We start from the raw sequence: 12,460 nt of genomic DNA, 5'->3' as shown, positions 1-12,460 counted from the left end.
CCCACAACTAACGACGCCCGTTAACGAAAATCTTGCCACCATCTACAGCAGTGCCCGATCCGACGAGGCGAGCAGCGGCTTCACCTAAGGGCATATCGATGACCGTAATTGCGCTTGCCGCAAGGAAACGGCGTTCGTTCTTGGTCAGTATTGCCGCATCCATCACCGCATAGTGTGGCCCTTTGGAGCGCTTCATGATCTGTCGGGCGAAGGTGCGCAGCATCTGATCGTTGAAACGGCAACCGACGAAGAAAAGGCCTCGATAGGTGCGCCGTTCCTTCACCACATCAGGAATCGGCGTCTGGAGATCGATCTCGGTGAGCACTTCGACATAATCGGAATCCGCGACCAGAAAGTTTGCGGCCGGCCTAATGCTGCCGTGAGGCGTATAGAGAACCGTCTTTGCGGCTGATCCGGGTTCGAGTTCGCTCCCAGACAAGTCGTAGGCTTTCGTCCAAATGTCACCGAATTCGTTCGCCCGCGTGACGCCTTGTATCTCAACGACGTCCGTTCGGCCGGCCTCTGCGAGGGTCGTGCGCATGGCACTGTCGTACCAGCTATCGATGATTAGGGAGAGCGGCAGTCTCGCGAGCCAGGTGTGGAGAACACTCGGCGCCGCCGGCGCTGCGAATATCTCCGCCATCCATGCCTGAAGCGTCCGGCGATGCCGGCGCTGTTCGATGAACTGCGCGACGGACCACATATTGGTGCGAATCTTTGAAGGGGCTGGCGCCCGGCTATTTAGCGCCGCGGCGACGGCTTCCGGCGTGCACGGCACCGACGGTTCAGCGGAACTGAGGCGGAGAAGGCCCGGACCGAGATATGGGATCATCTCATCGGCCCCGAGCGCGTTGCGCGCAAGGTCAAGCAGCTTTTCGGCAAAACTGCCCTGGATGACGACGAGGTGGCCCAAGTTCAGGATCGTGTTCATGCTCATTGCTCTCGCACCCTCTTCCACCCGCAACATCAGTCCTCGTCGGAGATCTTTCTTGCCTCGACGGTGATCGGCAAACGCGTATCGGGCGGAAGGTCGGGTAGGACGAACTGCCAGCCGTTCCTGAGTGTTATGGCCCCGCCCCACAAATGTTCGTTCTCCAGCTTGATGATGGCCTCTTCGCAATCCTTCTTTGGGAGATACGCCGACAAGCCAGCACCGGTCCTGCGGATCATGACTTTCATCGAGCCGTTCCTTCACGGGCACTGCTTTCGGCACTGCAAGGAGCCTCCGCTTTGTCGAGGCTCATCAGTTCACGCGCTCGCATGCCGACCACCGTGCCGCGATCGATCCATTCGACCGCGTAGATGAAGAACTGCTGGAGAAAGGTGCCAATGTCGCGCACATAACCTTCGTCGCCCTTCCGCACGAGGTTTTCGCCGATCTCCCTGCCAGGATAGGTGCCGTCATTCTTTATGTGTCGTGTGGCACGCACCCGCTCACCCGGCGTAAATCGCGGAGGCTTGCGGATTTCGATGTCCTGTTCGCGTCCGAGCCACATGCGATTCATTCCTTTCGAGTTAGAGCCTCCTTCTGAGGCGACGCGGTCGCGGCGAAGCCGAAACGGAGTCAAGCAGGGACGCAGGTCTTCGGCACCGGACATACCGATACGCATTGCTGCGTGTCGGCGGCCTCCTTGCATTCGGTGCATTTGTTCGGATCGATCACATAGGCCTCGCCCTTGAATTTGATCGCTACAGAGGGACATTCGAACTCGCAGGCGCCGCATTGGGTGCATTGGGACGCGATGATCTTGAAAGCCATTTTAACTCCTGGTGGATTGGAATGAGACGGCTAGGCCGTTGCAGCCAGTGGTCCGATCGCAAACGCGGTGGCGTAAACTGCGCTAATTGCGGTTTCGATGTAGTCATGACCATAAGCGTCCGTTGCTCGGATTCCCGCTTCCGCGAGCTGATCCTTCGGGCAATTTCCGATCTTGGCGCAGAGCACGATGTCTATGCCATCCAGCGCAGCGATGACGCCGTCGAGGGTGGCCTTTTCGCCCCAGCCGCCGACGCAATACTGCTCGACCTTGCGATGCCCAACAAAGCTGATCCCTTTCGGCGAGGCTTCAAAAAGTTGGAATTCCCTTGCATGACCGAAGTGTTCATTGACACGGCCGCCCCCCTTAGTCGCCACCGCGACGAGAAGGGACTTGCCGGAGCCTGCTGCCTTGACCATTCCGATCGCCGCGCTCCTGGCCGCCACATGATCACGGCGCTCGTGCGCGACCACCTGTCGATAGGCCTCGCGCTTGCTGGAGTCGTAGGTGTCCTTGCCGGCAATCCGGTCGAGCGTGAATTCCTGGCCACGATCCCCGCCGAGCAGGCCGACGGCATCGGCCCGGCACTGCCGGCAGTGGCGCATCAACTTGGCGCCCCCGTCGAGACGATCCTGAAGCGCCTTCAACTCTGTTGCATTTGGACCGCGCTGCCCAGTCAGGCCGTAGTGCGTACCGTGCGCCGGGTCGGAAATCAGCGGCATGACGTTATGCAGGAACGCGCCACGCTCCTTGACCAATTTGTTCACGTCGATCAGATGCTCGTCGTTGACGCCGGGAATCATCACCGAATTGATTTTCGTGAGGATGCCGCGCGCGGTGAGCATCTCCAGGCCCAACATCTGCCGCTCGTGCAGGATTCGGGCGGCCTCGATGCCGGCGTAGCGGCGATGATCGTAAAAGATCCAAGGATAGATCTTTGCGCCGACTTCCGGGTCGACCATGTTGATGGTGATAGTCACGTGATCGACGTTCATGTCGGCGAGCTCGGCGACATGGTCAGGCAGCGCGAGCCCATTGGTTGAGACGCAAAGCTTGATGTCGGGGACCTCTCTGGCGACGCTTTCGAAGGTTGTCCTTGTCTTTTTCCAGTCGTAACAGGCATCGCCCGGTCCGGCGATCCCGAGTACGGAAAGCTGCGGCACCTCGTTGGCGACCGCGATCACCTTGCGCAGCGCCTGGTCGGGTGTCAGTTTTTCCGAAACGACCCCAGGCCGACTTTCGTTGGCGCAGTCATATTTGCGATTGCAGTAGTTGCACTGGACATTGCAGGCCGGTGCGACCGCGACGTGCATGCGCGCGAAAAAGTGATGCGCTTCTTCCGAAAAGCACGGGTGATCCTTGATCTTGTCCCAGACAGCCGGATCCATGTCCTCCGGCTTTCCCGCCACGCCGCAGGTTGACGATGCGCAGCCACCGGACCTCGGGGTCGCCAGCAACTCATCGAAGACTGTCGTGCTGGTCAGGCCCTGAAGCGAAATTGTCGGTGCGGACATCAAACGGCTCCGTTGCTGGTAACGTCGCAGTTCAAGGCGCAAGAGTTATGCCGGCTCAAAGAGCGGTTCTAGTTCCCGATTGGCTCTGCGTGTCGCATTCTGTCGGTTTGCTCCGGCACAATTTTGTCCGGCTTGTGACAGCGCACCAGCCAATCGGGTCGAGGAGGCACCGCGTCCTGGGCACGCACAGCGTGAGGACGACACTCCGAACTGACGTTTGAAGTCGCCAGCACGCCTGGCTAGAATTTCTTCACCTCGATACCATACCGGCGCAGAGCGTAGCCGACCTGCCGCGGCGTGAGGCCCAGGACACGAGCCGCCTTGGCCTGAACCCAACCGGCCTTCTGCATCGCGTCGGTCAGCCGCTCGCGTTCCGTCAGGTGCCGGCCCTTTGCGGGGCAAGCGGGATCATTGGGATCGCAGGCCTTCACGGGCGAGAACCCTTCCGGGGCCTCGATGCGCCGGATCGGCATCTTCGAGAGCTCGTCCGTGGCATTGCCGCCATGCGAAGGGCCGGCTCCTTTCCAGAGAAGCGAAGAAAGGCATTGGTTGTTCTGGCAAGCGAAATCCGATGGAGTGATCGTCGTCGAACGCGCAAGTGTCGCTGTCCTTTGAACGCAGTTTTCCAACTCGCGGACATTGCCAGGGAAATAGCATTGCGAGATCAGGTCAAGCGCCAGCGGCGCGAAGGCGAGCTCGCGATGGTTTTCCTTGTTGAACCGCTCGAGGAACGCGTTCGCAAGGCGTGGAATATCGCCGGCGCGCTCTCTGAGCGGGGGTAGGATGATTGGCACGACATTGATGCGGTAATAAAGGTCGGCCCTGAACTGCCCATTTAAGACAGCCGTCTCAAGATCCTTGTTGGTGGCGCATATGAGCCGGACATCGACCTGAAGCGTTCTCGTGCCGCCGACTCGCTCTAGTTCGCCTTCCTGCAGGACGCGCAACAGCTTGGCTTGAAAAGCAGGCGAAATCTCGCCGATTTCATCAAGTAGCAGCGTTCCGCCATTTGCCAGTTCGAAGCGGCCGGCGCGCTGCGAGATAGCCCCGGTGAAGGAGCCCTTTTCGTGCCCAAACAACTCTGATTCCAGAACGCTTTCAGACAGTGCTGCGCAGTTTAATTTGACGAAAGCCTTCTTCCCCCGGGCTGAAAGCTTGTGGATGGCTTGGGCAAAGAATTCCTTGCCAGTGCCGCTTTCGCCCCGCAGAAGCACTGTGGAATTGGTTCTCGCCACGACCGAGACGGTTTCGAGTACCCGCTTGAGCGCGAGACTTTCCCCGATGATCCCGTCGATTTTGATTTGCCGATGCCGCGCTGCGTCGGCCCTGTTCTCGTCGAACGACTTCTCCGGTCGCCCTTGCTCCTCAATGTATCGCTGACCATCCATACTCAGCATACGATGGAGACGAATGGTGCGGCCGACAAGGTTGGCCACCATGGTCAGGAACCGTACGTCCTCGTCGCCGGTAGAGATGCTCTCGCCCTCACCGACGCGGTCGATCGACAATGTTCCAAGGATCTCGTGCTCAGCTACTAGCGGGATTCCGATGAAGGCAATTGGGATCGTGCCGCCACTCGAAGACGGCTGAACCTCAGCCTGAAATAGTTCGGACTTGCCAACGTCCTGTATTATGAGCGGCGCCTCCGTAGCGACGATCCGGTCTATCGCGGCTTGCGGTATGACGCGGCCAATTTCTGATTGAGATGGGTGGGAACTGCCGACGATTGCGGTAATCCCCGGCGCTGCTTCGGCGTCCAGGACGACGATGGCTCCATGGCGCAATTGCACAAATGAAGAAAGGGTATTCACGACATTGGCGATGGTAATCTCAAGCCGGGTGGGGGCAGTCAGGACCTGCGATATTTCGTAGAATCCCCTGGGGGAGATGTCCGGTTCGTGGATGGAGTTGATCCGTGGTTCAGGCAGGGTGTTCGAAGGTCCTTCTTCTTCGGGCCTATCGCTCGGCATGAGAGCCATGGAAACACCTCAGGGGTCTTCCAGAGTGCTCCTTCCATGCGCCATTTTGGATTCTGAAATTCGAAAGCACAGAATTCATGAGCTCCTCTCAAACTGCGAGATCGGTCTAAAAATGCTTTGGCGTTTGCTTGCATTTCAGGTGCAGCCGAAACGGTGCGATCGCCGATCACCCGAATTTGAAGAGGACACCGAAGCCGCCGCGCGGGTAGTTCCACTCGATCTCGCCATTGCTCTCGCACAATATCCGGCAAGTGCCGCACTCCATGCAGCCGTCGGCGGTGATCTCCACTTGACCCTTGTCGTTCAACTCATAGCATTTCGCCGGGCAGATGTGGGTAAGCGCGCGCAAGTTCGCGCTCGGGCTCTCGTGCGGTCGCACTTTGATATGCGGCCGGCCAGGATCGACCAGATAGCGGTTCTGGTAAAGCTTGTCCTCGACGCGTAAATTCGTCACTGCGATCGTCATCCTGTCTTCCCTCAGCGCCAGGCCAATGCCAGGCGGACCGCGTCGCTGACCAGCCCCCAGCGAGAACGCACGTTGATAAAGGCGCGCGTGGTGGCCTTTTCCTTTTCAATCTTCGGTGTGCCGTCGACACGCATCAAGTTCTGCGCGGCCAGGGATATCAAGCGCGGATAGGTCGTGAAGAAGTTGCTGGAATTCGTGTGGATCAAGGCCGGCATGTCTTTGTATTTCCGAAGGTCTTTGACCACGAAGGAGTTGTCCAGCATGGTCTTGTAGATGGTGAGGTTTCGTCTGGTCATCGGATTGTTGCGGCGCTTGACCCCGACGATTGCCTCAGCCGCGATCCGGCCGGAGGTCATGGCGAGGTTCGAACCTTCGCGGTGAATCGCGTTGTTTAATTGGGCGGCATCACCGACCACGACCCAGCCGTCGCCAAAGAGCTGCGGAACCGCCTTGTGGCCGCCTTCGGGAATGAGATGCGCGGCATATTCCTTCACCTCAGAGCCGGCGATCAGCGGCCGGATCGATGGGTGGTTTTTGAACGCATCGAGAAGGACGTAAGGGCTCTCCATCGTCGCGGCGAAATCGGAGACGAGGCAGCCTATGCCCAATGAGATTGACTCCTTGTTGGTGTAGAGGAAGCCGAGCCCAGCCATGCTGCGGGAGATCGTCCCCACCGCCTCGATGACGCAGCCTTCATCGCCCTTGACGCCGAACCGCTGCTCAATGACCTCTTCGGGCAGGAAATGCATTTCCTTTACGGCGAGCGCCACGGTTTCTGGTTTCGGCATCTTGCGCAGGCCGGCGCGCGTGCCAAGCAGTCCCGAGACACCTTCTGCGAGAACGACCACGTCCGCGAAGATCGGCCCGCCGGCCCGGTCCGTGCGGACGCCGACCACCTTGTCCTGGGCATCACGGACGAGTTCCGTTACGGTCGTCTCGCACAGAACCGTCGCCCCGGCCTCGCGCACCTTGCGCGAAAACCATTTGTCGAACTGGGCGCGTATGATCGTGTAGCGGTTGGGCTTTGCCTCGTTGAAGTCATCCGACCGATAGTGAATCCCGGTGTGGGAGGTCTCGTCCATCACCCAAAGCCGCTGTTCAACCAGATGCCGCTCAAGAGGCGCATCATCCCGGAAATCGGGGATGATCTTCTCCAGCATGTTCGCGTACATGATGGCGCCCTGAACGTTCTTGGAGCCCGGATATTCACCGCGCTCCAATTGCAGCACGTTCAGGCCGTTGCTTGCCATGATGTAAGCAGCTGCGTTCCCGGACATGCCGGCCCCGACGACGATGGCGTCGAATTTCTCCTCGATCATATCCGTTTCCTTAGCTTGCAAGCTTGTCGCGACTGTGCGGCGACAGCCGCCGGGTAAAGGCTTCCGTAAGTGCGGGCAGGAAGCGGATGGCATCGGTCACGATCCCGAGGTGGGCAAAATCGAAAATCGGCGCGGTCGGGTCGGTGTTGATGGCCACGATGAGATCGGCGCCCTCAACTCCAACCCGGTGCTGAATGGCGCCGGAAATCCCCGCCGCAATGTAAAGCTTCGGCCGGATGGTCTTGCCAGTCTGGCCGATCTGTCGATCAGCCGGCATCCAGCCTTTCTGGACCAGCGGGCGCGAACAGCCATGTTCGGCGCCAATTGCTCGAGCGAGATTCTTCACAAGCTGCAGGTTCTCCGCCGCGCCGAGGCCAAGGCCTCCCGCAACCACGACGTCGGCATAGGCGAGATTTGCCTTTGCCGACTGGCTATCAGGCAGGAAGCCGAGGACTTTGGTCACGATCTCGTCCTCGGCCAGAGATACCTTGTGCTGGATGATACGCCCGACGGGCTTATCCGTGCGCTGCGGCATGGGCATGACCCTCGCTCGCACTGTCGCCATCTGCGGCCGGTAGTTGAGCGTGTAGATCGTGCATAACAAGGAACCGCCGAAAGTCGGACGGGTAGCCGCGAGCGAACCGTCGGTATCCACGTCAAGTTCGGTGCAGTCGGCCGTGAGCCCGGTCTGCAAGGTGGTCGCCACGGACCCGGCAAGATCCCTGCCGAGCGTGGTCGCTCCGAGAAGAAGGATCTCGGGTTTGTGGGTATCGACCAGATCCGTCATCGCCTTGGTAAACGGCTCATTTCGATAATCGGCGAGCAGCGGTACCTCGGCGATGTAGACAAGGTCGGCGCCATAAGCGAACGCCTCGGCAACGGCATACCAGGTGGCTTCTCCTGGCGGTCCGAGCACGACGCCCGCAAGCTGGACGCCAAGCTTGTCGGCCAGCTTGCGGCCTTCGCCGAGCAGTTCGAAAGACACGGGATGGACTTGGCCACGTTCGAGTTCGATGAAGACCCAGACGTGCCGGTAGTCCTTGAAACGGTCAGGCAGTTCTTTCTTTATGCCGGCACGGCCGGCGGCAGGGCGAGCGGGTTCTCGATTCGCTGTCGACATTGTCTACTCCTGGCCGTCACGCGCCGTTGTTGAAGGCGAGTTCATGTTCCAGCGGCGGCTGACGGGTGAAGATTGCGGCGATGAGTTCGTCAGCGGCATCGCGCAAGGTCTTCTCCGCGGTCTCGATATGCTCCGCTTTTTCCGCCCGCGCAGTCGGGGCAAAAACGCGCTTGACGACCGTCGGCGAGCCACGCAGCCCACATCTGGTAAGGTCCTCAATGCCAGCGGCGACCGCAGTCCACTTGACGATCTGACTGCGCGCGGCGCACAGCGCGTCCTCGAACGAGCCCCGCCGGATCTCGTTTGTGCCTTCCAGCACGGTGATGAGGCAAGGCAGCCTGCTCTTCAGCATCTGCGTGCCGCCTTCGCAGCGGCGCTCGACCTCGATCTCGCGGGCAGCAAGGTCAATGGAGCCGATTTTCGCGACGTAGGTGAGTTGTTGGAGGTCGAGGCGCTTGGCTATGCCAGGCCCGACCTGGGCGGTGTCGCCATCGATCGTCTGCTTGCCGGTAAACACGATGTCGGGCGGGCCAAACGTTTCGCCAATCTTCGCTATTGCTTGGGAAAGAGCGAAGGAGGTCGCCAGCGTGTCCGAGCCGGCAAAATAACGGTCGGTCAAGAGCACCGCCCGATCGGCTCCGTAACCGAGCGCCTTGCGTAGCGAGTCTTCTGCCATGGGCGGACCCATGCTGAGCACGGTGACCTCGCCACCATAAGCGTCGCGCAGTCTGAGTGCTTCTTCCAGGGCAAACAAGTCATAAGGGTTGATGATGGTCGGAACACCCTGGCGCATGATCGTGTTCGTCACCGGATGGACCCGGATTTGTGCCGAGTCCGGCACCTGCTTGATGCAGATTACGATGTGCATTGGCGGTTTCTCTAGGCTCCTATCGGGATACGGGCTTGGCAGTTCATCTTCTCCCCAGCATCATTCGTGCCAATTGTTTTGCATGCCCATATTCCTGGAAGTTCGGTTGGTTGCGCTGAGGGCGCCGTCGTGATGACCGGATTTGTCGGCTTCTCGACAATGACGCGTCGCAATCGTGTCGCGCTCATTCCTTTTCGAACCGCTTCAATGCGGCGTCGAACGGGACGAAGGTGCGGCCCGGCATGGCAGGTTTGTTCGGATCGTGGTCCTTAAGCACCTTAAAGACACGGTGCGTGAGCGGCGAGGAAGCAGCGAAGTCCTCGTAGGCCCGTTCCAGCTTGGTGCGCACCCGCGCGGCGATCACCTGGTCAGGCAGACCGGAGAAATCTTCTTCGGCAAGGTATTCCCCCACGCGCTTCATAATATGGAGCCGTGAGACGTTGAGCACCTTCGGGTCATAGGAAGCGCCAAGGACCGCGAAGAACTCCTCCGCAGCCGAAAGGCCCTTCAGTCGCGCGAGAATGTCCGTCACGTCGACGGTATGGCCATCAGCAGAACAAGTCATTGCACTCTCCCTTGGGTCGGAAACCGTGGTGTCTGGTGCGTTCGTCGCACCGGCTAATCTGCAGTCGCGAATGGGATGCCATCATCGGGCAGATGACGTCGAGATCGAAGCGGCCATTCAGGAACGCGGCAACGCCGACCAGCGTCACGCGAGGCGGGACGTTCTCCATCAGCGCATAGACGCCGACCCGGCGGTCGCGCGCCTTCACATCGGCGATGACCTTATGGACCATCAGGGCTAGCCGAGCGGCTTTACGCCGCCCCGCGCGGCTACCAATCCGGAGGAAATGGTCGAGGATGAATGACATCGCCACCTACTCGATTCCAAGTCTCGGCCGGCTGCCTCGCTGCGCAGTGTGTCGTAGAGCTCGACCAGTTGAGTTGCGGTGACAGTCGATTTGGTCTCGGTCGCCTTGCGGCGGACGCGGGCAACCATCGCGGCTGCCAGATCCGGGTCGAGATCGCGGCCACTATCGCCCAGCACATAGGCGATCGCGGTCGCACCGGAATGCTTGCCAATGACGATTCGCCGGCAGCGGCCCACGAGAGCCGGATCGAGCCCCTGATAGGTACGCGGGTCCTTCAGCAGCCCCGCGACGTGAATGCCGGACTCGTGGCTGAAAACATCGGCGCCGACGATCGGCTTCATGGCCGCGGTCTGCCGGCAGGCGGCCCAAGCCACCTGGGCGGCGAGGTCCGGCAATGCGGTCAGCTCGATGCCTGTATCCGCGCCGTCGAGAACGGCCATCGCGGTGGCCACCTCTTCCAGCGCGGCATTGCCCGCCCGCTCTCCGAGCCCCAGGACGGTGACGGAGGCATGACGGGCGCCGGCGCGGATTGCTGCCAGCGTGTTGGCGACCGCAAGGCCGAGATCGTTGTGTGCATGGAATTCGAGGTCGATGGGAGACAGCGCCGCGAGCTGAGCGACAATCTCGAAGGTCGAAAAAGGGTCGAGAACGCCGACCGTATCGGCCAGCCTGACGCGGCTTGCGCCGGCGCGCGCGGCCGTCTCAATGACGCGGGCCAGATGATCCCGATCGGCTCGCGAGGCATCCTCGCAGCCGACGGCAACGAAAAAGCCGTGGGCGGCTGCGCGCCCGACCATCTGCGCGATGATCTGGAGCGCTGCCCCCTGATCGAGGCCGAGTTTGGCCGCCAATTGGATGTCCGATGCAGGCAGCGACAGATTGACGGCGGTGACGCCGCTCTCGATCGCCGCCTCGAGATCCCGCGACGTCATCCGGCACCAGGCCGTGAGCCGCACCGGGAGACTCCTGGCGACCGCGGCGCGAATTGTTTCGATCTCGTCGCCGCCCATGCTCGGCGTGCCGATCTCGATCTCTGGGATGCCGGCTGCCGCGAGAGACTCGGCGAGCTCCAGCTTTTCCGCAATGGTGAAGGAGACGCCGGGTGCCTGCTCGCCATCGCGCATGGTGGTATCGTTGAGGAAGACATCACGGTTCATGAAAGGAAGTCTATTCTGCTGCCGCTCTGGCCTAGACCCGATTGATGATCTTCATTACCTCGCCTCGCCGGCCCAGGACTGGGTGAGCCACGCACCTTCTCCACGATCGGCGGCAAGACCTCGAGCACTCGGTCGATGTCCGCTTCGCCGTTGTCGCGCGCGAGGGAGAAGCGGACTGAGCCGTGCGGCGTTTTCATGGCCCTCAGAACGTGGCTCGATTCCAATGAGCCGGAGGTGCACGCGGAGCCGGAGGAACACGCAATTCCGGCGCGGCTGAGGAGAAGTGGGATTCTATCGCCTTCGACATGTGCAAAGCCAATGTTTGCGGTGTTTGGCAACCGCTCCAGCGGATCGCCATTGACGAAGGTGTTCGGGACGCGCTGGAGTATCCCGTCTTCAAGGCGGTCGCGCAGCGACTTTACCCGTGTGGTCGCGTCGTCCACGAATTTCAAGGCGAGTTGGGCCGCCATGCCCAGCCCGGCTATGCCAGGCGTATTCTCGGTGCCCCCACGCCGATCGTGCTCTTGGTGCCCGCCTTTGATCATCGAGCGGAAGGGCACGCCACGTTTTACAAAAAGCGCTCCAATCCCTTTCGGGCCATGCAGCTTGTGGCCGGACAGCGACAGCATGTCGATTGCGGTCGATTTCAGGTCCATGGGAACTTTGCCGACCGCCTGCACAGCATCAGTATGGAAGAGGGCGCCGGCTTCCTTGGCCAACTCAGCAAGCTCGCCAACAGGGAAGATCGTGCCGGTCTCGTTGTTTGCCCACATGATCGAGACGATTGCCACGCGTGGGCTCAGGGCGGCCCTGTAGGCGTCGAGGTCGAGCCGGCCCTGGCGATCCACCGGGATCCTGTGCACCGTGACGGCCCGCGTCTTCTCAAGATGCGTGCAGAGTGTCAGCACCGCAGGATGCTCGACCGCGGAAATCAGGATCTCTGTCCGGCTGGGCAACACCTCCAGCGCCGAAAGAATCGCTGCATTGTCGCTTTCCGTCCCGCCCGATGTGAAGATGATCTCATGGTCGAGCTCGGCGCCGATCAGCGCTTGCAGCTGCAGGCGCGCCTTATTCACCGCCGCAAAGGCCGAGGCGCCGAAATCATGCGTCGACGAAGGGTTGCCGAATCGATCCCTAAAGAACGGCAACATCGTTTGAACGACCTCAGGATCGACCCGTGTCGTGGCGTTGTTGTCGAGATAGACAGGTCTCATGCTGTGATCCCTCAGTTGACCAGAACGAAGCGACGCGGGAGATCGGTCGCATGGAGCTCTGGCGCAGGCCCTTGGTGGGTGTGGTGGAGACTGGCGGCCGGTGCAGGCGTCCGAAAGTCTGACGTCGACATGGTCGCCGTCGATATCGTCAAGTTCGCCTCCCCGGCGAGGGCCTCCGGTTAACTCCCGACAGC

Annotated in this window: 14 protein-coding genes; all 14 read right to left on the bottom strand. The window is 60.7% G+C overall.

Translation table 11 applies throughout. The annotated features are described in order from the left end of the window. Positions 1–7: 7 nt before the first annotated feature. Positions 8–931: an SIR2 family NAD-dependent protein deacylase gene (locus DBIPINDM_RS01085; protein WP_258581234.1), complete on the bottom strand. Its 924-nt coding sequence runs from the start codon at positions 929–931 to the stop codon at positions 8–10. Between the two features lie 35 nt (positions 932–966). Beyond that, the gene (gene nifT, locus DBIPINDM_RS01080) at positions 967–1,179 is read right to left on the bottom strand and encodes a putative nitrogen fixation protein NifT (protein ID WP_183455292.1); all 213 of its coding nucleotides are present in this window, start codon (positions 1,177–1,179) and stop codon (positions 967–969) included. Further along, positions 1,176–1,496: a nitrogen fixation protein NifZ gene (locus DBIPINDM_RS01075; protein WP_183455454.1), complete on the bottom strand. Its 321-nt coding sequence runs from the start codon at positions 1,494–1,496 to the stop codon at positions 1,176–1,178. The genes nifT and DBIPINDM_RS01075 overlap by 4 nt, the downstream gene beginning before the upstream one ends. A gap of 68 nt (positions 1,497–1,564) precedes the next feature. Continuing rightward, the gene (locus DBIPINDM_RS01070; RefSeq protein ID WP_183455291.1) at positions 1,565–1,759 is read right to left on the bottom strand and encodes a 4Fe-4S binding protein; all 195 of its coding nucleotides are present in this window, start codon (positions 1,757–1,759) and stop codon (positions 1,565–1,567) included. A 30-nt stretch (positions 1,760–1,789) separates the two neighbouring features. After that, positions 1,790–3,271, bottom strand: coding sequence for a nitrogenase cofactor biosynthesis protein NifB (gene nifB / locus DBIPINDM_RS01065; RefSeq protein WP_258581059.1), 1,482 nt, complete (start codon positions 3,269–3,271; stop codon positions 1,790–1,792). Positions 3,272–3,510: 239 nt separating this feature from the next. Next, the gene (gene nifA / locus DBIPINDM_RS01060) at positions 3,511–5,250 is read right to left on the bottom strand and encodes a nif-specific transcriptional activator NifA (protein WP_258581058.1); all 1,740 of its coding nucleotides are present in this window, start codon (positions 5,248–5,250) and stop codon (positions 3,511–3,513) included. Between the two features lie 166 nt (positions 5,251–5,416). Further along, entirely contained in the window at positions 5,417–5,716 is a 300-nt protein-coding gene (locus DBIPINDM_RS01055; protein ID WP_183455289.1) for a ferredoxin family protein, read from the bottom strand. A gap of 11 nt (positions 5,717–5,727) precedes the next feature. After that, positions 5,728–7,035 (bottom strand): FAD-dependent oxidoreductase, encoded by a 1,308-nt coding sequence (locus tag DBIPINDM_RS01050; protein WP_258581057.1) that lies wholly within the window; start codon positions 7,033–7,035, stop codon positions 5,728–5,730. 10 nt (positions 7,036–7,045) lie between these two features. Further along, complete coding sequence (locus DBIPINDM_RS01045; protein ID WP_258581056.1) at positions 7,046–8,155, bottom strand: electron transfer flavoprotein subunit alpha/FixB family protein; 1,110 nt, start codon at positions 8,153–8,155, stop codon at positions 7,046–7,048. Between the two features lie 16 nt (positions 8,156–8,171). After that, complete coding sequence (locus tag DBIPINDM_RS01040) at positions 8,172–9,023, bottom strand: electron transfer flavoprotein subunit beta/FixA family protein (protein ID WP_258581055.1); 852 nt, start codon at positions 9,021–9,023, stop codon at positions 8,172–8,174. Between the two features lie 184 nt (positions 9,024–9,207). Further along, entirely contained in the window at positions 9,208–9,588 is a 381-nt protein-coding gene (gene nifW / locus DBIPINDM_RS01035; RefSeq protein WP_258581054.1) for a nitrogenase stabilizing/protective protein NifW, read from the bottom strand. Further along, a complete protein-coding gene (locus DBIPINDM_RS01030) occupies positions 9,572–9,820 on the bottom strand; it encodes a hypothetical protein (RefSeq protein ID WP_258581053.1) in 249 nt (82 codons plus the stop codon). The genes nifW and DBIPINDM_RS01030 overlap by 17 nt, the downstream gene beginning before the upstream one ends. Positions 9,821–9,825: 5 nt before the next feature. Continuing rightward, positions 9,826–11,052, bottom strand: coding sequence for a homocitrate synthase (nifV, locus tag DBIPINDM_RS01025; RefSeq protein WP_258581052.1), 1,227 nt, complete (start codon positions 11,050–11,052; stop codon positions 9,826–9,828). Next, positions 11,049–12,266: a cysteine desulfurase NifS gene (gene nifS / locus DBIPINDM_RS01020; protein ID WP_258581051.1), complete on the bottom strand. Its 1,218-nt coding sequence runs from the start codon at positions 12,264–12,266 to the stop codon at positions 11,049–11,051. The genes nifV and nifS overlap by 4 nt, the downstream gene beginning before the upstream one ends. Positions 12,267–12,460 lie beyond the last annotated feature (194 nt).

The sequence above is a fragment of the Mesorhizobium sp. AR02 genome (assembly GCF_024746835.1).
Lineage (GTDB): Bacteria > Pseudomonadota > Alphaproteobacteria > Rhizobiales > Rhizobiaceae > Mesorhizobium.
The sequence above is the reverse complement of the archived record's forward strand: the minus strand, read 5'-3'. Positions and strand labels throughout refer to the sequence as shown.